Raw genomic sequence first — 25,553 nt, 5'->3', positions numbered from 1 at the left:
TGTAAGAACATACAATTTTGTTGCCTCAACCTGATTAATTTAAATAATCATCAATGATAAGACATTTAAACTCATACTCATATTACCATTTTCAAACTGTTAATGCAATAAAGGATATCGCCCCATTCAGAGTTACTAAAACTTTGGATCGTTTCAAAAACGGTGAAATTGGATATCACCACCAGATAAATGTACAGCTGATTTATTCAACAGAATTACCTTAGTTACTATAACCTATCATGCGTAAGTGGATTCAGACTGGAAACGACAGTTGGCTTCAGGAATCCAGTTGGGAGGATTTCAGTAACCTATTCCTGTTTTAAAATAACGGTTTGGGATAAACCATTCCAGACCACTTACTATATCCATGTGAATTTTTCACAAAACGAACATCCATTTATATATGATATGAGTTTAAATCAAATAGTTTCAACAAACCTTTTTGAGGAAGGATTAAATCTAATGATAACACCCTTCCACGGTTGCCCCCGTTGGAAGAAAGGGCTTATCATGATTGAATTTCCAGGTATATGGGATCATTCATTTTTCCGAAAATTACATCTTTTTGTCTAAAAATTATAGTAAATACGTCTAAATGCAGTATGATTGACCTATCAACAAATCAACGGGGGGTTATATGAACATATTCACAATAGATGTTCCTTTATGTAAGGATTTTGGTCGAATCTTAAAGAAAATGAACAAGAAAGTCACTTTTTTGGAGGATCCACTCAACCAAAGTCATCTATTCGAAGATTCATCGGACTTAATGAAATCATTATTTATTTTGCCTTTACACATATCAAAAGATTCTTGGCAGCAAACTTCTTTATTCGCCTTAGCTGAATCTCACGAAATCCCTATCTTATTCATTTACAAACGCGCTTTAGGAATGGATCCCCCTCAGGCCTTACCGGAAAAGACCTTTTATGAAACCATGGCAGTCCCTGCCGATTCAGTAGAAGTCCGGATTAAATTAAAGTCACTCAAAAACATCAGCATGCAATTGTTTTCGGCAAAACTGAAGGGGCAAGAGCTTGAAAAGATACACCAAAAATCGGCAAGGAGCCTGCGAATTGCAAAGGGCATTCAACTTTCAAGTTTACCTTTGTCGATCAATAATGAAGATATAGAGATCAAAGGCCTTTTTCAGCCTTCGAGTGACCTTTCTGGGGATTTATTTTACTGGGCGGAGGTTGATGACAGGATATACGGCTTCATCATGATCGATGTATTTGGAAAAGGCATCCACACAGCCCTTATAAACATGTCCATAAGGGCTGTGATGCCCGACCTTATCAAACGGGTAAAAGACCCCATTTACATAACAGAGGAACTGGGCAAACATATTCGGGACCTATTTCAAGGAGTTAATCGGCAAAACAAAAAACATGCTCGTATTACAGCCTTCATCGCATACGTGAATACAAAGGATCGACTCATAGAATATGTGAACTACGGACTTCCTTCAGCCTTTTTGTATTCCCCATGCACCAACCAAATTCTCAATTTAAACAAAGGGGCCACCCCAAGCGGACCGATCCCCGAATTGCCCATGAAAAAAATAGTCTTTCATTATGAACCAGGAAGCCGATTCATCATCTATACAGATGGACTGTCTAAAACGCCCACACCTTCCGCCATTGACCGATCTGACAATATCGAGAGGGAATTCATTGAAAATGTCCATCTCGATACAAATGACCTTCTTCAGAAGCTATTGGTCTCAAGGATGAGGCATTCAGTGATTAACGATGACATCTGCATTATAGCCGGGACACTGTTTTAAACACAATAAAAAAGGCCGTTTCAAAAAGAAACGGCCTTTTCTTTATTTTTTATTTTTGTAGAGCTTGAACGACTTCCTCCAGCTTCATGCCCCTGGAAGCTTTAACAAGTATGATGTCATTTTCCTCTGTGGACGACTTAAGTTCCTCTATAAGCTCCTGCTTATCTTGAAAAGGGCGAACCTGCTCCGATGAAAAAGACTTGCTCGCTCCCTTGGCAATAAACTCGGCTAAAGGACCATATGTGAAAATCTTATCAATCCGCTCATTGGAAATCAATTCACCAATTTTCGTATGAAAGTCTTTTTCCTGCGGCCCTAACTCCAACATATCTCCCAATACAAGAATCTTATTCTCGAATCCAGATAAGCCCTCAACCAACTCCACTGCCGCCTTGACTGAAGTTGGACTGGCATTATATGCATCATTGATGATTTTCTGCCCTTTTGCGCCTTCAACCAATTCCATCCTCATATTAGTTAACTGAATGGCCGATAGGCCTTTACGGATCGCCGAATCATCTACATTGAATTCTTTAGCAACCAAGATGGCAGCCAACGCATTAAGAACATTATGATGACCTAAAACAGGTATCTCATAACCGATTTCCTTATCACCGCTTGCGATTGTAAACGTGGTACTGTCTGCCCCTTGGCTAATGGCCTGTGGATATAAATCATTTTGTTCCGTACGTCCAAAAGATATTACGTTTAAATCAGGAAAATCCTTTTTGATCCGATTGCGAAGCAATGGTTCATCACCATGATATATCAGCGTTCCATCTTTCGACAAACCTTCGACAATTTCCAACTTCGCATTCGCGATTTCCTCGCGTGATCCTAAATCCAATAAGTGTGATTCACCGATATTGGTAATGATCGCTACATCAGGCTTTGCCATTTTGGATAAGAACTCGATTTCACCGCGACTGCTCATTCCCATTTCCAAAACAGCCGCTTCCGTATCCTCTGCCATAGAAAGCACCGTTAACGGCAAACCTAAATGATTATTGAAGTTTCCATTTGTTTTATGAACCTTATAGGCAGTGGCCAGCAGCGCAGCGGTCATATCTTTCGTAGTGGTCTTACCGTTGCTCCCTGTTATCCCAATGACTTTTATATTCAACTCCTGGCGGTAAGAACGCGCCAATTGCTGAAGTGCTTTCTCAGTGTTTTCGACAATAATTATCGGTAAATCATCAGGAGGATTCGGAACATCCCTTTGCCAAAAGGAAGCTGCAGCCCCTTGCGCTAAAGCCTGCTTGACATACTGATGGCCGTCAACCTGCTCACCCTTAAGCGGAATGAACAAACATCCTTCCTTAACCGTTCTTGAATCGATGGTAACCCCATTAATTCCTTTGGACTGGAATGGACTGATATCATTCAATCCCTCTGCCATTTCATGTACTTGTTTTAACGTTCTCTTTATCATTTTGTTCCTCCTACATTCATCGAACCGTTGATCGCTCTCCGTTAACCAAACGAAGCAGAAACCAGTTTAAATCGCACCGGTTCCTGCTGATTGGAATCCATCAAATCAAGGCTTGATGGATTGTGGAGTTTACTGATACTTTACCTGCATGATCAAACTGTATATTTGATTTGTTGTTTTTCCTGATGACGTTCCAAGGCAAGTTTCACGAGTGTTTCAATTAGCGCTGGATAGTCGACACCTGTGTGCTTCCACAATAACGGAAACATGCTGAATGGAGTAAACCCAGGCATTGTATTCACTTCATTAATATAGATTTGCCCCAAATGCGTCAAGAAGAAATCTGCGCGAACCAATCCAGAGCAATCCAATGACTTAAAGGCAGTAATGGCCATTTCGGATAAAGCTGCATACTCGCTTTCCGTTATCTCCGCCGGAATGACCATCGCTGAATTACCGTCTACATATTTTGCTGAATAATCATAGAAGGCAAAATCTTTCTTAGGGATGATTTCGCCTGCCACTGAACAAGACGGTTCATCATTACCAAGAATACCAAACTCGAGTTCACGAGCAATGACCCCTTCTTCAATGATGACCTTCCGATCGAATTGAAAAGCTTCCGCTACCGCTTTTTCCAGTTCATCAGCATCATTACATTTGCTGATACCGACACTTGAGCCTAAATTGGCAGGTTTGACAAAACAAGGGTACCCCAAATCATCCGCTACCTTTTTGATGGCACTTTCAGTATTCTTCTCCCATTCAGAACGGATGAACCAAGTGTATTTCACTTGAGGAAGTCCCGCCTGGGCAAAAATGTTTTTCATGATGACCTTATCCATTCCTGCTGAAGAAGCTAAAACGCCATTCCCTACATAAGGAAGGTTCAACAGTTCCAGCATCCCTTGTACGGTTCCATCTTCTCCATTCGGTCCGTGAAGCAATGGGAAAATTACGTCATACCCTGTTGATTCACTATTTTCATCAGTTGAATGTGCTTGCAAGGCAAGAGGCGAGCTCGATTTTTCCGGTGAAAATGTCAATGCCTCCACGTTCTCGGCAGGACCTGTTAACTTTGGTCCATTAATCCATGAACCATCTTTTGTTATGTAAATCGGATATATATCAAACTTTGCTAAATCGAGAGCTTTAATGACCGCTAAAGCCGTCTGCATAGAAACCTCATGCTCCGCAGATTTTCCACCATAAAGCAAACCAAGTTTAGTTTTCATGAGTTATTACCCTCCAATATTCTTTTAACCATGTTCATTGTATCACTTTACACTAAAACGGATAAAGCGAAACTTCCATCATTGAGGCTTTTCCAATGATGGTTAGTTGAGCCAATCGGGCATTTACAGGCTGTTGGCTCACCACATTTCTTTTTCATTACATTTGTCACCGAGCATCCTTACAGCCTGTTAATGCGGGGTAAAGCGAAACTTCCATCATTGAGGCTTTTCCAATGATTACTATTTTGCAGAACACAGGATAAAACCGCCACATCCTGTGGCAACTCCTGTGCTAGCACATCCTGTGCGTCGCAATCGGGCATTTACACGCTGTTGGTTCAACACATTTCTTTTTCATTACATTTGTCATCAGGCTTCCTTACAGCCTGTTAATGAGGGGTAAAGCGAAACTTCCATCATTGAGGCTTTTCCAATGATTACTAACTTACTGAACACAGGATAAAACCGCCACACCCTCTCTTATCTCTTATGCATGAGACGGTAAGTCTTACACCTAAAAAGTTCAAGGAATTCAAATAAAATTAGGAGGATGGTGTATTTTTAATAACACTTTCCCAAATCTTCTCTTTTCGATTGAAGATAATAAATGCATCGGGCTCCTTACTATCTCTATCCGAAAAGGAATCATGCATCTCATCCATGTTTAAATAATCCCCTACGACCCATGCCGGTATCTCAATTTTCGTTCTAGTATACTTAACATCCCGAAAGGAAAAAACGAGCCCCTCTGCCAGAATATGAGCCAAAGAAGCAATGATTTCTGCAGGAATCGCCGTCAGCTCTTTTTTCTTTCTGATTCCAAGCCACGTCCTCTCTACTTTTAATGGCTCCAGCTTTAGCGGAATCAGACTTCCTAACATCATATAATATGTCGAAAGAGAACGAAAATAAATTTTATTGAACCAGCCATCATCCTGGGCAAGGTACACAAATTGGTTATTCAATTTACGGAAAAACGGGGGATCCAGATGGGTTTTAGCATGTCCTAAATATAAAAGTTCCGCTATTTCCCTTCCATCCAATTCATCCAGCCCTTCCGTTTCTTCAAAATCGATCCAACAGAAATCTCCATATGCCCGGACATTTTCTTTAACGAGCTTCGCAATAGCTTCAGATGAAGCGCTCTCAAGCAGGACATTCAAATTGTATTCCCCACCATCGAATTGATGTTTCAATAATAAGATCGAATCCAAGGTATACGGAAGCGAATTGACGAATTCACGAAAATTGAGTCCATTAAAAAGGACAAACCGTTCGGAAGCCTGCATATACATGTATAAGATATCATTGCTATCATTCTTCATAACCTGACCCCCTCCGAGCTCTCAATCAATAATGTTATTTTATCAAACTTTTGGAGTTTCACGTAAGTTATATAACCCCAATATTAATCATCATCTGCATCGTTTAAATAACATGAATCAAAATCCATTTTAACCAATAGGAAAAAATATAGAATTCGAAGAATGGATCATGAATGGTTTTATCATTCATTCACTCATTTCATGTGGCCGCTCCCCTTTATGCTGATGATCCCCAGCGCAAAATACCCGACATTAGTCAAATCAACGTATTTTTAAGCCTGAAGGTAGTTTCATTTCACAACACATGACCTTCTGGGAGGAAGAGGAAATGATTTGGTTTTGGGGTAAACAAGATGAAAGGCTTTATGAATTTGGGGGTATTTTGACATCCGGGAAGACGCGTCAAGAAGTAGTTCCCTCCATAACACCTGAAGGAAGCAGAGTTTTACAGTCATCGAGAAAAATTAAGGAAGCGCTTTTTCATTCAATAAAAAAAAATCCAGAGTGACATTTCACTCTGGATTTTTTGTATCAAGAAACTTGTTGTTCTAGTTCTTTTTTGGAAGGAGGGTTGAATTGACCTTCCCATTTAGAGATAACGATTGCCGCAAGTGAATTACCAATAACGTTTACCACTGTACGTCCCATATCAAGAATACGGTCGATACCGGCAATAAATGCAAGACCTTCAATAGGAATACCGACAGTTCCCAATGTCGCTAAAAGAACTACGAAAGATACACCTGGTACACCCGCAATCCCTTTGGATGTGATCATTAACACTAGCATTAGCGTGATTTGCTCATACATGCTTAAATCGATTCCATACATTTGAGCGATGAAGATAGCTGCTAACGCTTGGTATAATGTAGAACCATCAAGGTTAAAGGAGTATCCAGTCGGAATAACAAATGTAGCAATATGTTTCGGACATCCCGCTTTCTCCATTTTTTCCATGATTTTCGGAAGAACCGCTTCTGAACTTGCAGTAGAGAAAGCAAGAATCAATTCTTCTTTTAGAAGTTTAATCAAAGTAAAGATATTGAATCCTACAAATTTTGCAATAAGACCCAGAATGACAATTACAAAGAAGATCATTGTTCCGTAAACAGAAAGCGCTAACTTTCCTAATGGAATTAAAGATTCCAAACCGAACTTGGAGATAGTCACACCGATTAGTGCAAATACACCGATAGGAGCGAATTTCATGACCATGTTAGTTAGGTAGAACATTCCTTCAGCTACACCTTGGAAGAAACGGAATACTGGTTTACCCTTTTCACCGATGGCCGCAATACTTAGTCCAAACAACACGGAGAAGAAAATTATCGCTAGCATATCGCCTTCTACCATGGCTTTAACTGGATTGGATGGCACGATGTGTACAAGTGTATCTACGAACGATTCATGCTGCTTAGTTTCTGCTGTATCAACATATGTGGAGATATCAGTTTGTTCCAGGTTATTCATATTCACACCAGCACCAGGCTGGATGATATTCGCTGAAATTAAACCAACAGCAATCGCTATCATAGTTACGACAACAAAGTATGATAATGATTTAGCACCTAGTTTTCCTACCGCTTTCAAGTCACCTACACCGGCAACTGCAACGATAAGGCTGGATACGATGATCGGCACTACGATCATTTTAATCATTCGTAGGAAAATGTCTCCGAATGGCTGTAAAAAGCTTTGGGCCGACTCATTACCATAAAAAATGGCACCAACGATAATCCCTAGAATTAAACCAATGAAAATTTGGCTAGCTAAACTTAATTTGAATTTCTTCATTTACTTTCCTCACCTTCCATAAAGTCTTTGATGCAAAAACATTTTTGTCTCGGTAAGGGAAACAAGATACTAATAAAAAGAAAGTAATTTTTCTTTTTTTGAAAAACTCTGTCTTTACGCCGAAAAAAAAGACACTTCATGTGTCGATTTCTTATTGGCGTGAATATTCACACATGTTCCCTTAAAGACGCTGACGAGGTTAGCTGTCGGGTTAGGAATTGGAAACACAAATGCCCTTTCATTTCTGAATTCACCCCTAGCGGATAAAATCCACAAAAATGGGTCCCCCGTTCTTGGAATAAGATTAAGCGAGTTAACTTATAATAAAATATTATACTAAAAATGATAATCTGTAAATATTTATTCGCATCAGTTCTAGAAAAAATCTTTTAATATGTCTGAATATTCTGCATTAAAGGCTGTTGTATCTATAATTACGCTTCCCGATTTTTAATCAAATAAGTTATATCGATATAATTAATTCCTAATTTAACATCACCTCTCTTGTGAAAAAAGCGGTTATTTTTCCAGAATGCCAAGTAACAGATATCTTACTTTTTCCCTAGAGGTGAATTTTTTATAAGTTCCAGCTTTCACTTTTTCAAATTGAATCGGGGTAATAAAATAAGAATGGTTCTTCACTGCCGCATTCGGCTTCAGCAGGATGACGTCACCTACAGACGGTCCCTTTATGATTTCTTGCTTCCCTTCAGCCTTAAGACCTTTTGTAATGTAATGTTTATCCACATGGCCTTTATTAGTCAACTTGTAAATATAAGGCTGCTTTTGGTATTGTACGGCCTCTATCGGAATGGAGGGTACACCGGCTTTCTCATTGGTTATTACAGTAAGATTCACTTTCGATCCCACTAACAAAGGTTCCGTTTCTTCGCCTTCCGGTTCGATTAAAGCCTGAAATGGAAATCTGTTATTTTTTTTTAATGATGGCTCTTCAGCGGGATAGGAATGGATACGGCCTATCTTCCCTTTCAATGCCTTTTTTGAAACAGAGGAACTTGCTTTTATAGTCATGCCCACTTCAGCCTTTTTCATTTCCTCTTCGGAGAAATCCCCTTCAATTGCCATATTTGTCGAAACAATGGATATAATGGGATTATTCAGGTTTTTATTGATATTTTTAACGACACCATCAGCCTCGCTCGTCGTTACAATTGCATTGGACTGCTCCTCAATCGAACTTAATTTAGCATCAAGCATTTTCACTTTTTCATCCAACCTGTTTTTTTCTAGTTCCTGCTTGTACATTTCTTGCTCAATGTTACTTTTAATAAGATCTGAAGAGCTTGTCGTTATATCAATATTCAAGTTCTTTTCCACCGATTCATCAATTGCCGCTTCAGGTTCACTGATCACGGTCCCCTGATAAGACCTCAACTTCCCTATGTATTCCTCAATCCCTGCAATTTCCCCCTCCGCGGCCGTTTTCTCCGCTTCCAAATTCGCTTTAAGCGCATCAAGTTCGGTCGTCGTATACTCAAACAACGAGGAGCCAGCCGTAATCGCATCGCCTTCTTTTACAAGGAATTTCTTAAAATCATTTTTCTTGGCATCAAAATAAATATCATACTCTTCTACTGGTTTAATTACCCCATTTGTTTGAATAGTATCCGTAATTGTATCTTTTTTTACCTTAGTCCAGTTTTCAACGAAAACCGTCCGTTCCACTTTGCTTTCTTTTTTTTCAATAAGGTATAAGTTAACGGTTATTAACACTATCGACGCAATGGAGACCGTCGCTATTTTCCATTTACCGCTCATTCATTTCACCCGCTTTATACAAATACGCCTACTTGGATGTATCCTAAAAAGGCTTTAACAAACCATGTGGCCAAATACAATAGAACAATCATTAAAAGGACCATATAATTATTACGTTCTGTAAATTCCTTTAAATAAAAATATTGCAGAGCAATAATAAGAAATTGAAAAATGGTAATTTCGCTGAAAAAGTGAATGAAATAATCACTTCTGAGAAAATACTGACTGATGATCCCCAATGAAAAAGGATTGGCATCGCTGCCTAAATCCATTAAAACGAATAAGGGAATCAATAATGTTTTTTCTATTAATTGCAAGCCAAAAAGAATCATTTGAACGATAACTAATTTAATATAGGGGATATCAGTAACGATCCAAAAGAATAGAGCTGCTAAAAATATGTATATGGAAGGGTCGATTATTCCTGTTATTATATTGCCGCTCAAAATCAGCAACTTTGCTGCTTCGAATTCATTGGCGCTCATCTTCGTGATTTCTTTGGAGAATGATTCTGAACCAATGCCAAAATATCCCCCAACGGCGAATACTATAAGACTAAGAAAATATAAAACTATTAATTTCAATCCAAGCTTTGTGACTGCCTCTGCATTTTGCAGCTGATAACGACTCCGATAAGGCTCTAAAATGCCCTTTAACAATCCGACCTGGTACACCATAATTGGTCCTCCTGCAAAAAATGATATATCATCATACATTTTATCCTATTTTGGAAACAATTGCAGAAATAAGGAATGAATATACAAAAAAAACACATAAGCCTTTTCCTTCAAATGTAATCCTCATACTAATTTGGTGTTAATACTGACAAATGGTGGGCAAGGACTTTAATGCGCGAAGGAGTTTGTCTATAGTTCTCTCCATCCATATCCACATCAAGCGGCCTCTTGGATTCAATAGTCAAGGTACCTGCTTGTAAATAAGTCACCCCAGAGTCAGAACTCATATTTTCAGTCCATGAACGTTTCATCGCTATTATTTCTAAAAATGCACCAAGGCTTGCATTTTCCAAGATGGCAACGCCAAAGAGCCCATCGTCTGGACTAATCATGGGGAAAGGTAATAAATTAGTGCCGATAAAACAACCATTCAAGACCAAAATCATAACGGCTTCCCCTTCAATGAAATTCCCATCATATTCTAGTTTATAGGAAAAGGGAGCATTCTCACCAATCGTCCTTACAGCGCTTAATAAATATCCTATCTTTCCGAACCTGCTTTTTTCCTGCTCATCAATATTGTTTGAAGCATCTGAAATAAGTCCCACTCCCCAAAAATTGGAAAAATAATCGTTATTGGACTTCCCAATATCAATTGGACGAACCTTGCCATTTACTAATGCTTCCGCAGCTTGACGAACTTTTTGAGGAATCTTTAATGTCCTGGAGAAGTCATTGCAAGTCCCTCCAGGTAAAATCCCAAACAACGGCCGCCTCTGAAGGGGTGAAAGGCCATTTACACACTCATGTACCGTTCCATCTCCTCCCAATACGAAAACTACATCCATTTCTTCACCATATTCCAAACAATAACGGCACGCATCGCCTTTTTGCTTGGTTTGTAGAATGAGAAACTCATCAATATGTGGAGCTAATACCGGAAGACAACCCTCTAGATTCCTTTCGAGTTTATCTTTCCCTGCATTTTTATTATAAATCAGCATCCCTTTTTTCCATCGCATGATTCTTGCCCCCATATCATTGAAAGAATGGTCTTCTTCCCATCACTTTTTACTTTTTCCTAAACCTCCGTTTTTAACACTCATTAAAAATTCAAATGAAAAAGAGGCTATTCGCCCCCTTTCAGTAAAGCCTTCATATATACAACAAATAATCCTTCATCATTAAGATAAGCTTTGAACACAAGGGACTTCTTTTTTCATTTTTTTCCAAAAATAATAAAAGGCTTTCCAAGATGATGGAGCTCGGCCTAACTTTTGAAAATTCTTCCTGGAGCGCTTTTAAAGCTTCCGTATTTTTACGTGTTTCCATCCCCTCTTCTTTACGTGTTTCCACTTCCAGCATCCTGGCGATAATCGAATGGATTTCTTCTTTTGGGCTCATATCCCGCATCGAGCAACCTGGTAGGGGAAATTGTTTCAATAATGGATCTTCCATGTTTTCCAGACTTGTGACAATGGAATCCATCCGGTTCAATATGAAGCTAGGTAACAATTCCACATCGAAAGCATTTTGTTTCCTGATCAATATTCCGATATATCCTTTGAAAAGCGAATCTAAAATAATGGTGCAATCGGGTAGAAGATCAGATGAAAGCCCCGGGTATAACTCAATGATTTTACGCTTGAACCAAATCAAGCCCTCTTCATGGATATGATGTAAAAATCCATCTAGTTCCTTGCTGATATGAACCATTTGTTCCTGCATCATCATTTGAATCAAGTTGGTATTTCCCGTCATATGCTCAATGTGAACAGTGATCTGCCTCATGAATTTGTCTTTACTGGACAATGAAGCATCCAGTTCAAGATCAAGTAATGAGTCTGTCAACGCTTCATAATAAAATTTAAAAATGGAGACTAGTAATTCCTCCTTCGATTTAAAATAATTATAAAAGGACCCTTTTGCTATCCCGCATTTTTCAACAATTTCCTGAACCGAAGTTGCATGATAGCCTTTCTCCGCGAAAAGCTCTACAGACTTATCTATGATCATCTTATTTTTTTCTTTCATCAAATTCATCCTATCTCTTAAAATTGTCCATTGGTGACCAATGGGTCACATCTTCCAAATTGTATCCCAAAACCCTTGAAATCACAACGTTAACACTAACGGATATTATCTGTTGCAATCATAATCCATATACTATATATTTGAGTTTGTGACCGACTGGTCACAATTTTATGTATGGAGGGTACAAGCTTGAATTCAATAATTAAATTTTCATTAAAGAATAAATTGGCAATCTGGTTGCTTACCATCATCATCGTTGCAGCTGGTTTATACTCCGGTTTAAACATGAAACAAGAAACCATACCAAGCATCTCCACTCCTTTAATAAGCATCTCCACTGTTTATCCTGGAGCTGCACCTGAAGAAGTAGCAGATAAGCTCACCGACCAGATTGAGCTAAAAGTAACAAATTTGCCAGGAGTCGAATTAGTCAGTTCTTCGTCCATGGCCAATGCCTCTTCCATCCAATTACAATATGATTATGATACGGATATGGACGATGCAGTAAAAGAAGTGAAAGAAGCTTTAGAGAAATTGGAACTGCCAGAGGGAGTAGATGACCCGAGCGTATCTAAATTAGAATTAAACGCTTTTCCTGTCGTCGCACTCAGTGTAACAGATAAGGCTTCTGATTTACCAGCCCTTACAAAAAATGTCGAAGAGGTGTTAGTACCTAAACTTGAAGGAATTGACGGCGTGACATCCGTATCCATTTCCGGACAGCAAGTAAATGAAGGCAGCCTTGTATTCGACCAGGACAAGATGGCTCAATACGGGCTCGATGAAGAAACCGTAAAGAAGGTTATCCAGGCCGCAAACGTCAGTATGCCGCTTGGCATATATAACTTTGATGATAAAGAGAAAACGATCGTTGTGGATGGAAACATTTCCACATTAAAGGACCTGAAAAATATAAAGATACCTTTAACCGGCGGCCCGCAAACAGGAGCTCCAGCACAAACTGGACAGGAAACCAATCAATTATCTCCTGAAATGGCAACAGGTCCTGCCCAAATGCAAAATGTGAAATTATCAGACATTGCCGATGTTAAAATCACCGGTAAGGCTGAATCGATTTCAAGAACAAACGGTAGCGAATCGATTGGAATTCAGGTTACAAGATCACCTGATGCCGATACAGTTGCAATCGTCGACGAAGTAAATGAAGAAGCATCGAATTTCAAAGAAGAATTTAACGGGGTAAGTGTACACACTACTCTCGATCAAGCTAAACCGATTAAAGATTCTGTTGAAACCATGATCAGCAAGGCACTCTTCGGCTGTCTGTTTGCCGTCATTGTTATCATGCTATTCCTTAGGAACTTTAAAACGACTCTCATTTCCGTCATTTCGATTCCATTATCCCTGTTAGCAGCCCTTTTGGTGCTCAAACAAATGGATATTTCATTGAATGTCATGACACTTGGGGCCATGACCGTTGCGATTGGCCGAGTCGTCGATGACTCCATTGTCGTCATAGAAAATATTTATAGAAGAATGGCGTTAAAAGGCGAACAATTAAAAGGCGGCGAATTAATACGATCTGCCACTAAGGAAATGTTCATCCCCATCCTTTCATCGACAATCGTTACTGTAGCCGTATACCTGCCTTTAGCAAGCGTTACAGGACCTGTCGGGGAACTATTCATGCCATTCGCCTTAACAATGGTGTTTGCATTAGTCGCTTCATTAATAATCGCCATCACACTTGTTCCGGCAATGGCAGACACTTTATTTAAAAAGGGACTATCTAAAAAAGAATTACAATCACATGAAGAAAAGCCAAGCAAACTATCAGCATTCTATCGAAAATCACTGGATTGGTCGTTAAACCATAAGCTAATCACTTTCGGTACAGCCATTGTATTATTAGTTGGAAGCTTATTCCTAATCCCAAGCATCGGTGTCAGCTTCATGCCTGCAGATGAAGAAAAAACAATCATCGTAACTTACACTCCCGCACCTGGAGAGTTAAAAGAGGATATTGAAAAGCAAACAGAAAAAGTGGAAAAATACTTCATGGATAAAGACGATGTGAAGACCGTTCAATACACACTTGGTGAAAGCATGATGGGCGGCGGCATGATGGGCGGCTCGAGTAACTCGGCTCTCTTCTATGTACTCTATGACGAAGACACCGAAAATTTCGGGGACAAAAAAGAAACCGTCATAAAAGAATTAACTGAACTTGATTCACCTGGAACATGGAAACAACAAGATTTCACATCAACATCAAGCAACGAAACCACTCTATTTGTTTACGGAAATACACAAAAAGATATTGAACCGGTAATTGATGATATTCAAAATATCATGAAGAAAAACAAAGATTTAAAAGATGTTGATACAAGTCTTTCGGATGCTTATGAGCAATACACTCTAGTGGCAGACCAAGAAAAGCTAAGTGACCTTGGACTGACAGCTGCACAAATTGGCATGTCCATTGCCAATACGAATAAAGATGATGCTTTAACTACCATTAAGAAAGATGGAGAAGAAGTCAAAGTATATGTCGAGACAAAAGAAACGACATTCGAAGACAAAAAAGATCTAGAGAATACGAAAATTTCTTCTCCAACGGGAATGGAAATCCCATTGAAAGAGCTTGTGAAAATCGAAGAAGGCAAAGCTTCCGATACAATCAGCCGCCGCGATGGAAAAATTTATGCCGACGTGTCTGCAACAATCAAATCGGATGATGTGGCCGCAGTGACAGCTGAGGTACAGAAGGAAGTTGATAAATTAGATCTTCCTGCAAGCGTATCTATAGACTACGGCGGAGTGACGGAAGATATCCAAGAATCATTCACTCAACTTGGTATCGCTATGTTAGCGGCAGTTGCTATCGTATACTTTGTCCTAGTCGTTACTTTCCATGGTGGTTTAGCACCAATAGCCATTCTCTTCTCCTTACCATTTACGGTAATCGGGGCATTGGCAGGGCTATTCATTGCAGGTGAGACCATCAGCGTTTCGGCAATGATGGGTGTCCTGATGCTTATTGGTATCGTCGTGACCAATGCCATCGTATTAGTGGACCGTGTTATCAAGAATGAAGAATCCGGGCTATCTACCAGGGAATCTTTACTCGAGGCAGGATCCACCCGTCTACGCCCTATCCTGATGACTGCCCTTGCCACAATCGGCGCTTTAATACCTCTGGCAATCGGTGCGGAAGGCAGCGGATTAATATCACAAGGTTTGGGAATTACCGTTATCGGCGGACTGGTGAGTTCTACATTGCTAACACTTGTAATAGTGCCGGTAGTATATGAAGTTATAATGAAAATAGGTAAAAAGAAGAAAAAAACAGTTAAGTAACGAAGAAAAAGAAAAGCGGATTCCTGATATAAGGAGTCCCCTCTTTTTTGATTCAACAATGCATCAATATGTTCGGCCCTTTTGACTGAACTATATTCCTTTTCTTTCAACCTGTCCCGTCTCTTAAGACAAAACGTCCTATTCGTCATTTCCAAGGAAATCTGTTTGTTTAAACAAAAAAAAGGAAAGATCTCGCTTCCCCTTTTAATTTCTATATATTAGTGTTTGGTGAAAGTTTGATCTATCGCATTTGCCAGATCCAGAGATTTTTCTTTTAGATAACGCTTCGTTACGTTTAAATCTTTATGACCGGCAAGCTTGGATATCGTTTGTATATCTATTCCATTATCCACTAACCTTTGACAAAAAGTATGTCGCAGTTTATGCGGATGCACATTGTATTTTTTCAATATATATTGAACTGACCTCGGAGTGATCCTTTGATTATAGCTTGAGATGAATAGCGGATCTGCTTTTTCTTTTAAAGACAAAAGATAATTTTGTACATGTTGTATTGCCGATATCGTAAGGGGTACGGATCTGTCGATTTCACCTTTTGCGTTCCGGACAAGTATATAATTACGCTCTGTTTCCATGATGACATCACGGCCATTTAAGTCACATAATTCGGAGACACGAATTCCAGTATGTAACAAAAGGTAGACGATGGCAATATTCCTTAGATTTCCTTCTGCTTCTATATCTCTTAATAGTATCTGCTGCTCATTGAGGCTTAAAGTTTCAGGTACCTCAAGCTTGTGCTCCTTAACTTTACGTTCCACAGAAAGCATCACTTGCGGTTTGCCTAAAAATTTAAAGAAGACATTTAATGCGATATAGTGTTTTTCGATTGTCCCTGGGCTTTTCTTGCAATTTTCTAAATAATCAAGATAACCCTGAACATCTTCAGAATGGATCTCCATCAATATCTTTTGTGTCTGGTCACAAAACTGTGAAAGGACACCAGTATACGTTTTGATCGTATTAGCTGATTTGCCTTGGTCTCTCAACCATTCAGCAAACGAAAAAATCATTTCATCTTTAGCAGAGGTATCCATCGGCTATTCCCCCAATGACAGTTTCAGAACTATGTTAAGTTTAACATATATCCCTACAGAAACGAAGAATTCTGTCCCTTTGTCTTAAACTGATATGGATAAGACAGATAGCTGTAGAAATTCAGATGCATTAATAGTATGTCCTACCATTTACCCTGCATATAACTTTCTTTAAGGTCTTTAACAGGTTTAAATAATAAGTACTGAAGATAACGACCTCAAAAAAGACCAGCCGGATGGCTGGTCTTTTCAAATGGCTTGGCGGCGTCCTACTCTCACAGGGGGAAACCCCCAACTACCATCGGCGCTGAAGAGCTTAACTGCCGTGTTCGGAATGGGAACGGGTGTGACCTCTTCGCTATCGCCACCAAACTTAAAAGGAACGTTGTTCCTTCAAAACTAGATAATAAGAAGGTATTTCATTTTTTTTAAAGCGTTGGTTAAGTCCTCGATCTATTAGTATCAGTCAGCTCCACATGTCACCATGCTTCCACCTCTGACCTATCAACCTGATCATCTTTCAGGGATCTTACTAGCTTGCGCCATGGGAAATCTCATCTTGAGGGGGGCTTCATGCTTAGATGCTTTCAGCACTTATCCCGTCCGCACGTAGCTACCCAGCTATGCCTTTGGCAAGACAACTGGTACACCAGCGGTGCGTCCATCCCGGTCCTCTCGTACTAAGGACAGCTCCTCTCAAATTTCCTGCGCCCGCGACGGATAGGGACCGAACTGTCTCACGACGTTCTGAACCCAGCTCGCGTACCGCTTTAATGGGCGAACAGCCCAACCCTTGGGACCGACTACAGCCCCAGGATGCGATGAGCCGACATCGAGGTGCCAAACCTCCCCGTCGATGTGGACTCTTGGGGGAGATAAGCCTGTTATCCCCGGGGTAGCTTTTATCCGTTGAGCGATGGCCCTTCCATGCGGAACCACCGGATCACTAAGCCCGACTTTCGTCCCTGCTCGACTTGTAGGTCTCGCAGTCAAGCTCCCTTGTGCCTTTACACTCTACGAATGATTTCCAACCATTCTGAGGGAACCTTTGGGCGCCTCCGTTACTCTTTAGGAGGCGACCGCCCCAGTCAAACTGCCCACCTGACACTGTCTCCCACCCCGATAAGGGGCGCGGGTTAGAATTTCAATACAGCCAGGGTAGTATCCCACCAACGCCTCCACCGAAGCTGGCGCTCCGGCTTCTCAGGCTCCTACCTATCCTGTACAAGCTGTACCAAAATTCAATATCAGGCTGCAGTAAAGCTCCACGGGGTCTTTCCGTCCTGTCGCGGGTAACCTGCATCTTCACAGGTACTATAATTTCACCGAGTCTCTCGTTGAGACAGTGCCCAGATCGTTACACCTTTCGTGCGGGTCGGAACTTACCCGACAAGGAATTTCGCTACCTTAGGACCGTTATAGTTACGGCCGCCGTTTACTGGGGCTTCGGTTCAAAGCTTCGCTTGCGCTAACCTCTCCCCTTAACCTTCCAGCACCGGGCAGGTGTCAGCCCCTATACTTCGCCTTGCGGCTTCGCAGAGACCTGTGTTTTTGCTAAACAGTCGCCTGGGCCTATTCACTGCGGCTTTTCTGGGCTATTCACCCTAAAAAGCACCCCTTCTCCCGAAGTTACGGGGTCATTTTGCCGAGTTCCTTAACGAGAGTTCTCTCGCACACCTTAGGATTCTCTCCTCGCCTACCTGTGTCGGTTTGCGGTACGGGCACCTTACATCTCACTAGAGGCTTTTCTTGGCAGCGTGGAATCAGGAACTTCGGTACTATATTTCCCTCGCCATCACAGCTCCGCCTTAATGGAAACGGGATTTGCCTCGTTTCCGGCCTAACTGCTTGGACGCGCATATCCAACAGCGCGCTTACCCTATCCTTCTGCGTCCCCCCATCGTTCAAACGATGTATAGGTGGTACAGGAATATCAACCTGTTGTCCATCGCCTACGCCTTTCGGCCTCGGCTTAGGTCCCGACTAACCCTGAGCGGACGAGCCTTCCTCAGGAAACCTTAGGCATTCGGTGGAAGGGATTCTCACCCTTCTTTCGCTACTCATACCGGCATTCTCACTTCTAAGCGCTCCACCAGTCCTTCCGGTCTGACTTCAACGCCCTTAGAACGCTCTCCTACCATCGACACCATACGGTGTCAATCCACAGCTTCGGTGATACGTTTAGCCCCGGTACATTTTCGGCGCGGAGTCACTCGACCAGTGAGCTATTACGCACTCTTTAAATGGTGGCTGCTTCTAAGCCAACATCCTGGTTGTCTAAGCAACTCCACATCCTTTTCCACTTAACGTATACTTTGGGACCTTAGCTGGTGGTCTGGGCTGTTTCCCTTTCGACTACGGATCTTATCACTCGCAGTCTGACTCCCAAGAATAAGTATTTGGCATTCGGAGTTTGACTGAATTCGGTAACCCGTTGGGGGCCCCTAGTCCAATCAGTGCTCTACCTCCAATACTCTCATCTTGAGGCTAGCCCTAAAGCTATTTCGGAGAGAACCAGCTATCTCCAGGTTCGATTGGAATTTCTCCGCTACCCACACCTCATCCCCGCACTTTTCAACGTGCGTGGGTTCGGGCCTCCATTCAGTGTTACCTGAACTTCACCCTGGACATGGGTAGATCACCTGGTTTCGGGTCTACGACCTCATACTCATTCGCCCTATTCAGACTCGCTTTCGCTGCGGCTCCGTCTCATCAACTTAACCTCGCATGAAATCGTAACTCGCCGGTTCATTCTACAAAAGGCACGCCATTACCCATTAACGGGCTTTGACTACTTGTAGGCACACGGTTTCAGGATCTATTTCACTCCCCTTCCGGGGTGCTTTTCACCTTTCCCTCACGGTACTGGTTCACTATCGGTCACTAGGGAGTATTTAGCCTTGGGAGATGGTCCTCCCTGCTTCCGACGGGATTTCTCGTGTCCCGCCGTACTCAGGATCCACTCAGGAGGGAACGAAGTTTCAACTACAGGGTTTTTACCTTCTTCGACGGACCTTTCCAGGTCACTTCATTTACCCCGTTCCTTTGTAACTCCATGTTGAGTGTCCTACAACCCCAAGAGGCAAGCCTCTTGGTTTGGGCTAATTCCGTTTCGCTCGCCGCTACTCAGGAAATCGCGTTTGCTTTCTCTTCCTCCGGGTACTTAGATGTTTCAGTTCCCCGGGTCTGCCTTCAGTACCCTATGTATTCAGGTAAAGATACTGTTCCATTACGAACAGTGGGTTTCCCCATTCGGAAATCTCCGGATCAAAGCTTACTTACAGCTCCCCGAAGCATATCGGTGTTAGTCCCGTCCTTCATCGGCTCCTAGTGCCAAGGCATCCACCGTGCGCCCTTTCTAACTTAACCGTTAAAAAAGATCTTACAGATGCTTTGAAAAAAATTAATTGCCTTCTATCTATTATCTAGTTTTCAAGGAACAAAGCAGAAAGTATCCATCACATCGTGATGACTGTCTTTCCTATTTGAATGAATTACTCATTCAAAACTGAACAAAACAAAAGCGCTCTCGTAATTATCCTTAGAAAGGAGGTGATCCAGCCGCACCTTCCGATACGGCTACCTTGTTACGACTTCACCCCAATCATCTGTCCCACCTTAGGCGGCTGGCTCCATGAAGGTTACCTCACCGACTTCGGGTGTTACAAACTCTCGTGGTGTGACGGGCGGTGTGTACAAGGCCCGGGAACGTATTCACCGCGGCATGCTGATCCGCGATTACTAGCGATTCCGGCTTCATGCAGGCGAGTTGCAGCCTGCAATCCGAACTGAGAATGGCTTTATGGGATTCGCTTACCTTCGCAGGTTTGCAGCCCTTTGTACCATCCATTGTAGCACGTGTGTAGCCCAGGTCATAAGGGGCATGATGATTTGACGTCATCCCCACCTTCCTCCGGTTTGTCACCGGCAGTCACCTTAGAGTGCCCAACTGAATGCTGGCAACTAAGATCAAGGGTTGCGCTCGTTGCGGGACTTAACCCAACATCTCACGACACGAGCTGACGACAACCATGCACCACCTGTCACTCTGTCCCCCGAAGGGGAAAGCCCTATCTCTAGGGTTGTCAGAGGATGTCAAGACCTGGTAAGGTTCTTCGCGTTGCTTCGAATTAAACCACATGCTCCACCGCTTGTGCGGGCCCCCGTCAATTCCTTTGAGTTTCAGCCTTGCGGCCGTACTCCCCAGGCGGAGTGCTTAATGCGTTAGCTGCAGCACTAAAGGGCGGAAACCCTCTAACACTTAGCACTCATCGTTTACGGCGTGGACTACCAGGGTATCTAATCCTGTTTGCTCCCCACGCTTTCGCGCCTCAGTGTCAGTTACAGACCAGAAAGTCGCCTTCGCCACTGGTGTTCCTCCAAATCTCTACGCATTTCACCGCTACACTTGGAATTCCACTTTCCTCTTCTGCACTCAAGTTCCCCAGTTTCCAATGACCCTCCACGGTTGAGCCGTGGGCTTTCACATCAGACTTAAGGAACCACCTGCGCGCGCTTTACGCCCAATAATTCCGGACAACGCTTGCCACCTACGTATTACCGCGGCTGCTGGCACGTAGTTAGCCGTGGCTTTCTGGTTAGGTACCGTCAAGGTACCAGCAGTTACTCTGGTACTTGTTCTTCCCTAACAACAGAACTTTACGACCCGAAGGCCTTCTTCGTTCACGCGGCGTTGCTCCGTCAGACTTTCGTCCATTGCGGAAGATTCCCTACTGCTGCCTCCCGTAGGAGTCTGGGCCGTGTCTCAGTCCCAGTGTGGCCGATCACCCTCTCAGGTCGGCTACGCATCGTCGCCTTGGTGAGCCATTACCTCACCAACTAGCTAATGCGCCGCGGGCCCATCTATAAGTGACAGCGTAAACCGTCTTTCCATCTTCTCTCATGCGAGAAAAGAACGTATCCGGTATTAGCTCCGGTTTCCCGAAGTTATCCCAGTCTTATAGGCAGGTTGCCCACGTGTTACTCACCCGTCCGCCGCTAATCTCAGGGAGCAAGCTCCCGTCGATTCGCTCGACTTGCATGTATTAGGCACGCCGCCAGCGTTCGTCCTGAGCCAGGATCAAACTCTCCGAAGAAATGTTTGACTTGCTCATTTGCTTTTTTGATAGTGTGTGCTCACTTAAAATTTAACGTTGGCGCTTTGTTTTGTTCAGTTTTCAAAGAGCAATTTTCACAATCATTCTTTCGAACGGCTGTTTATTCATCATAACATCTTATTGATTAGTTGTCAACTTCTGCGAAGTTTTTAACTTATTTTAAATCGCTGTGTTTTTCAGCGACCATTTCATCTTATCATTTTCATAGTAAGAAGTCAATAGTTATTATTTCTTTCAGCAACCTGCCAAAAGCGATGAATTTTTTTGCATGTCTTAGTTGGTGCTTATTTATATTAATCCCATTTCACTTTAAAGTCAATGCTTTTTCTCCATTTCTTATATTTATATATTATCGGTGATTAGCATCTTCAGTTTATCAACAATTCCAAGACAGCACTTATATAATAGAAAGACAAAAATGACCTGATAAGTATCTTCATATCCTTTTTGATGCTTCTTAATAATAGTGAAGTTTTGGGACATAACCAAGTTGACTTCATAATTTTCATTATGCTATTATATAACCAAGTAAAATAATCGGAATAGTTAATTTTATTAAAACTTTCTATTAACAAAACTTAGCTAAATCAAAGGAGATGGGAATATGACAGCAGCAATGGTAATACCAGGTGCGGAATCTTTTTTCTTACCCGGCAATTCTATCGGCATCCTTATTTGCCATGGTTTTAACGGAACGCCACAAAGCGTAAGGTATTTAGGTGAAAAATTTGCCGCCAAAGGCTTTACTGTCTTCGCTCCTCGACTGGCAGGCCACGGAACGGATGAATATGAAATGGAAACAAGTCATTATCAAGAATGGATACAAGATGTTGAAATGGCTTATGCAAAATTAAAGCGAACCTGCACCCATGTTTTCGCCATCGGACAATCCATGGGAGGTGCCCTTGTTCTTGACTTAGCGACAAAATTGGCTTGTGATGGAATTCTCACCATCAACGCCGCTCTCCAAGTTCCTGAATATGAAAGATATCGTAACCAATCGGTTCCACGCTTCATTCCCGAAGGCAAGCCTGACATAAAAGACGATACACCTAAAGAAATCACATATGACCAAGTTCCGTCAAAAGCGATTAATCAATTGCTTGATATAATGGAACATACCAGCCAAAAACTAATAGACGTTTCGTGCCCGATACTTATCTTCCATTCACCAGAAGACCACGTTGTACCGGACTCGTGTTCCTATCAGATTTACGATACTGTCATGTCCGGTGATAAAGAGATGGCGCGCCTTGAAAATTCATATCATGTGGCGTCGTTGGATCATGACAAAGATCATATCATTGAACATTCCTATCAGTTCATTCAAAGGTTAAGTAAAAGGGAAATCATCGCTTCTTAAAACTCCTTTCTCCATATAAATCAGGTTTACCCACTCACTTCATGGGTATATACAGTATATAAAGAAAAAGGAGGTAACATAATGAGCGGTTTATCAGACAAAGTAAAGAGTGCTGTAAATAAAGTTAAAGGTGAAACGAAAGACCAAGTCGGAAACGCGAAAAATGATCCTCACTTACAAGCAGAAGGTAAAGCCGATAAATTAAAAGGCAATCTCCAAGATGGCATTAGTAAATTGAAAAATGACCGTTAATTGCAAATAGCCGAATACAGGATTCACTCTCTTAACGAACATTCTCATTTCATATAAAAGTGACCCCCCTTTTATAGAGAAGAGGCGGCAGATGATCTGCCGCCTCTTCCTTCTTCAATTCGCTTGAATAACCACAACACACATATCATCAGGCTGATCTTGCTGCATTTCAGGTGACATCAAAAAATCGATAGGGGGAGATTCTTTACAATCAAACCATCTTGTCGAGACCGCTTCTTTTATTTGGTTGAGCCCTTCCGTCCCTTCTCGATCTATCGCTTCCATGACTCCATCCGTAAATAGCATAAGCTGAATCTTCTCTTCATAATGAATGACGGATTTCTCTATTTTCATCTCGGTGAAGAAACCAACAGGACATGTCCCTTTTGAAAGGGAGACCACTTTTCCATCGTCCATTAAAGCAAATCCAGGAGGATGTCCGGCATTTACATATTCCACTGTCTTTTGCTCTGTATCAATGATCATATAAATCGCGGTAAAATAATAATGCACTTGATTATCATCTTTATTAAGGGTACTCATCCAGCGATTCATTTCATTTATTACTGACACTGGGTCCGAATGAGTCCTGATGGCATCCCTCAATACGGAGGATATGAACATACACACAAGTGAGGCGGATATGCCATGCCCCATCATATCCAACAGGATGATCCCATACCGATTTTCATCGATGCGGTGCCAATAGTACATATCCCCTGCTAATTTATTCGCAGGTAAGTATGATGCCCTTATAGTTAAGTGGTCATTTATAATGGGTTCACTTAATAAGCTGCTTTGAACCTGCATGGAAAGATCCAATTCATTACGGATTTTTTCATCCTGCATTTTATGCCAATCTTTTTCATATTTAAGTCTTAACCCCACGCGAATCCTCGCAAGTAAATCTATTTTATTGATGGGCTTCATTATATAATCAATTCCGCCAACATCAAGTGCCTCGGCCACCTTGTTTGAATCTTCAAGGGCGGTCACAAAAATCACGGGTATATCTCTAAGGTGAGGAATACTTTGAAGTCTCCTGCACGCCTCTATCCCATCGATCTCCGGCATCATGATATCAAGCAGAATGATATCAACTGAAGTCTCTTTAGGTTGCGGACTATCCACCTGTAAATATTCAAACATCTCAACAGCTGAAGTTAATGATAGAAAATCCGTATAGCCAGCTCGTTTTAGAATTTTCTCTATAACGAAAAGGTTAACCTGGTTATCATCTACGATTAAAATCGTCATTCTTTCATTCCCCTTTTGGCTTATATCGAGCGGCAACATTTATCTTTTTTATATGGAACAGTACTTTTATAAAGCTCCCTTAACAGGGATTTTTCCATTATATTATAACGAAGTTCAGTCTCTTTTAATAATAATAAACTGCAGTCGAGATTCTGCATGGAGACCAACTCATTATATATACCCCTTCTTCCGATGACTTAAACATAGTTATTCAAAAAAAGTGAAAAATAATTTAATCAAAAAGAAAGAGTCCGCATATATGCGGACTCTTTCTTTTTACAGTTTCCGATAAATCCGTTCCTTTGAATCAAAGTCCTCATAATCCTCCGAAAAGGATGATGTATGAAGAGTTTCCTTGCTGCCGACCGCAAGGAAGCCATCTTTACAAAGACTGTCATAAAACAACTGATTAACATAGGTCTGTAATTCACCGGTAAAATAAATCATCACATTCCGGCACATGATGATATGGAACTCATTGAACGAACCATCAGTAACTAAATTATGCTGGAAGAACACAATGTTTTTAAGGAGGCCCGAATCAAGATAAGCATTTTGATAATCGGTTGTATAATACTCCGAAAATTCCTGGTTACCTCCAGCTTGCAGATAGTTTTTCGTATAAGACTGCATTCTATTTAAAGGTAATATCCCTTTTTCCGCATGACGGAGGACTTCATCATTCATATCAGTGGCATAAATCCTCGCCTTATCATAAAGTCCCTCCTCCTTGAGGATGATCGCCATGGAAAAGGCTTCTTCACCGGTTGAACATCCCGCATGCCAAATTCTGATTTCAGGAAGTTTTTTCAGGAGCGGTACAATATTTAAACGAAAGGCTTTAAAGAAATCCGGATCGCGAAACATTTCAGTGACATTTATTGAAAAATCTCTCAATAGCTTCTCGACATACCCTTTTTCATATAAAACCATTTCAATCATTCCGCTGATCCTGCGAACATGGTCCAGCCTCATTCTATTTTCAACTCTTCTTTTTATTGAAGAACGCATATATTTACGAAAGTCAAAGCCAGAAACGGAATAAATGGCCTCTAGCAATAATTCGATTTCTAAATCTTCTCTTTCTTCAATCGTTAAAGTATCCTTCATGAAAATCCTT

16 protein-coding genes, 3 rRNA genes and 1 riboswitch are annotated in these 25,553 nt (G+C 41.4%); of the genes, 5 read left to right on the top strand and 14 right to left on the bottom strand.

Features of this window, described 5'->3' with window-relative positions; all coding sequences use genetic code 11:
- Nucleotides 1-637: 637 nt before the first annotated feature.
- Nucleotides 638-1,789: a PP2C family protein-serine/threonine phosphatase gene (locus MKX49_RS27185; RefSeq protein ID WP_340878337.1), complete on the top strand. Its 1,152-nt coding sequence runs from the start codon at nucleotides 638-640 to the stop codon at nucleotides 1,787-1,789.
- 49 nt (nucleotides 1,790-1,838) lie between these two features.
- Here MKX49_RS27185 and MKX49_RS27180 read toward each other — a convergent pair whose 3' ends face one another.
- The 3 genes from MKX49_RS27180 to MKX49_RS27170 all read right to left on the bottom strand — a co-directional run bounded on the left by MKX49_RS27180 (nucleotide 1,839) and on the right by MKX49_RS27170 (nucleotide 5,781).
- Nucleotides 1,839-3,221, bottom strand: coding sequence for a UDP-N-acetylmuramoyl-tripeptide--D-alanyl-D-alanine ligase (locus MKX49_RS27180; RefSeq protein ID WP_340878336.1), 1,383 nt, complete (start codon nucleotides 3,219-3,221; stop codon nucleotides 1,839-1,841).
- A gap of 152 nt (nucleotides 3,222-3,373) precedes the next feature.
- On the bottom strand, nucleotides 3,374-4,456 hold the full coding sequence (locus MKX49_RS27175; RefSeq protein WP_340878335.1) for a D-alanine--D-alanine ligase: 1,083 nt from the start codon (nucleotides 4,454-4,456) through the stop codon (nucleotides 3,374-3,376).
- A gap of 542 nt (nucleotides 4,457-4,998) precedes the next feature.
- On the bottom strand, nucleotides 4,999-5,781 hold the full coding sequence (locus MKX49_RS27170) for a hypothetical protein (protein ID WP_323599614.1): 783 nt from the start codon (nucleotides 5,779-5,781) through the stop codon (nucleotides 4,999-5,001).
- 328 nt (nucleotides 5,782-6,109) lie between these two features.
- On the opposite strand from MKX49_RS27170, the gene MKX49_RS27165 reads away from it, so the two are divergent.
- On the top strand, nucleotides 6,110-6,289 hold the full coding sequence (locus MKX49_RS27165; protein WP_340878334.1) for a hypothetical protein: 180 nt from the start codon (nucleotides 6,110-6,112) through the stop codon (nucleotides 6,287-6,289).
- Between the two features lie 23 nt (nucleotides 6,290-6,312).
- Here the strand turns inward: MKX49_RS27165 and MKX49_RS27160 are convergent, their stop codons facing one another.
- The 5 genes from MKX49_RS27160 to MKX49_RS27140 form a co-directional block, all read right to left on the bottom strand.
- Nucleotides 6,313-7,575: a cation:dicarboxylate symporter family transporter gene (locus tag MKX49_RS27160; protein WP_048679924.1), complete on the bottom strand. Its 1,263-nt coding sequence runs from the start codon at nucleotides 7,573-7,575 to the stop codon at nucleotides 6,313-6,315.
- A 173-nt stretch (nucleotides 7,576-7,748) separates the two neighbouring features.
- Nucleotides 7,749-7,896, bottom strand: a riboswitch (cyclic di-AMP (ydaO/yuaA leader).
- 198 nt (nucleotides 7,897-8,094) lie between these two features.
- The gene (locus MKX49_RS27155; protein ID WP_340878333.1) at nucleotides 8,095-9,354 is read right to left on the bottom strand and encodes an efflux RND transporter periplasmic adaptor subunit; all 1,260 of its coding nucleotides are present in this window, start codon (nucleotides 9,352-9,354) and stop codon (nucleotides 8,095-8,097) included.
- A 14-nt stretch (nucleotides 9,355-9,368) separates the two neighbouring features.
- Nucleotides 9,369-10,031 carry a hypothetical protein gene (locus MKX49_RS27150; RefSeq protein WP_340878332.1) on the bottom strand — a complete coding sequence of 221 codons (663 nt, stop codon included), beginning with the start codon at nucleotides 10,029-10,031 and terminating at the stop codon, nucleotides 9,369-9,371.
- A gap of 128 nt (nucleotides 10,032-10,159) precedes the next feature.
- Nucleotides 10,160-11,053: a diacylglycerol/lipid kinase family protein gene (locus tag MKX49_RS27145; RefSeq protein WP_340878331.1), complete on the bottom strand. Its 894-nt coding sequence runs from the start codon at nucleotides 11,051-11,053 to the stop codon at nucleotides 10,160-10,162.
- Between the two features lie 133 nt (nucleotides 11,054-11,186).
- Nucleotides 11,187-12,065: a TetR/AcrR family transcriptional regulator gene (locus MKX49_RS27140; RefSeq protein ID WP_340878330.1), complete on the bottom strand. Its 879-nt coding sequence runs from the start codon at nucleotides 12,063-12,065 to the stop codon at nucleotides 11,187-11,189.
- A gap of 189 nt (nucleotides 12,066-12,254) precedes the next feature.
- Between MKX49_RS27140 and MKX49_RS27135 the strand changes: the two genes are divergently transcribed.
- Nucleotides 12,255-15,386, top strand: a complete 3,132-nt coding sequence (locus MKX49_RS27135; RefSeq protein ID WP_340878329.1) for an efflux RND transporter permease subunit — start codon at nucleotides 12,255-12,257, stop codon at nucleotides 15,384-15,386.
- Between the two features lie 218 nt (nucleotides 15,387-15,604).
- Here MKX49_RS27135 and MKX49_RS27130 read toward each other — a convergent pair whose 3' ends face one another.
- The 4 genes from MKX49_RS27130 to MKX49_RS27115 form a co-directional block, all read right to left on the bottom strand.
- Entirely contained in the window at nucleotides 15,605-16,444 is an 840-nt protein-coding gene (locus MKX49_RS27130; RefSeq protein WP_048679905.1) for a tyrosine-type recombinase/integrase, read from the bottom strand.
- 256 nt (nucleotides 16,445-16,700) lie between these two features.
- A 5S ribosomal RNA gene (rrf, locus tag MKX49_RS27125) occupies nucleotides 16,701-16,816 on the bottom strand.
- A 64-nt stretch (nucleotides 16,817-16,880) separates the two neighbouring features.
- Nucleotides 16,881-19,813: ribosomal RNA gene (locus tag MKX49_RS27120) — 23S ribosomal RNA — on the bottom strand.
- A gap of 176 nt (nucleotides 19,814-19,989) precedes the next feature.
- Nucleotides 19,990-21,540 (bottom strand): 16S ribosomal RNA (locus tag MKX49_RS27115).
- The 16S, 23S and 5S rRNA genes sit together here, the layout of an rRNA operon.
- Nucleotides 21,541-22,165: 625 nt before the next feature.
- On the opposite strand from MKX49_RS27115, the gene MKX49_RS27110 reads away from it, so the two are divergent.
- Both MKX49_RS27110 and MKX49_RS27105 read left to right on the top strand, forming a co-directional pair.
- Nucleotides 22,166-22,924 (top strand): alpha/beta hydrolase, encoded by a 759-nt coding sequence (locus tag MKX49_RS27110; protein ID WP_048688814.1) that lies wholly within the window; start codon nucleotides 22,166-22,168, stop codon nucleotides 22,922-22,924.
- A gap of 81 nt (nucleotides 22,925-23,005) precedes the next feature.
- Complete coding sequence (locus tag MKX49_RS27105; protein WP_065310846.1) at nucleotides 23,006-23,176, top strand: CsbD family protein; 171 nt, start codon at nucleotides 23,006-23,008, stop codon at nucleotides 23,174-23,176.
- A 114-nt stretch (nucleotides 23,177-23,290) separates the two neighbouring features.
- Here MKX49_RS27105 and MKX49_RS27100 read toward each other — a convergent pair whose 3' ends face one another.
- Both MKX49_RS27100 and MKX49_RS27095 read right to left on the bottom strand, forming a co-directional pair.
- Entirely contained in the window at nucleotides 23,291-24,433 is a 1,143-nt protein-coding gene (locus tag MKX49_RS27100; protein WP_340878328.1) for a PP2C family protein-serine/threonine phosphatase, read from the bottom strand.
- A 276-nt stretch (nucleotides 24,434-24,709) separates the two neighbouring features.
- Nucleotides 24,710-25,543: a CheR family methyltransferase gene (locus MKX49_RS27095; protein WP_034304823.1), complete on the bottom strand. Its 834-nt coding sequence runs from the start codon at nucleotides 25,541-25,543 to the stop codon at nucleotides 24,710-24,712.
- Between the last annotated feature and the right edge of the window lie 10 nt (nucleotides 25,544-25,553).

Origin of the sequence: Peribacillus sp. FSL M8-0224, from assembly GCF_038003055.1 — a bacterium.
Taxonomy (GTDB): Bacteria; Bacillota; Bacilli; order Bacillales; family DSM-1321; genus Peribacillus; species Peribacillus frigoritolerans.
This window is presented reverse-complemented; position numbering and strand designations above follow the sequence as displayed.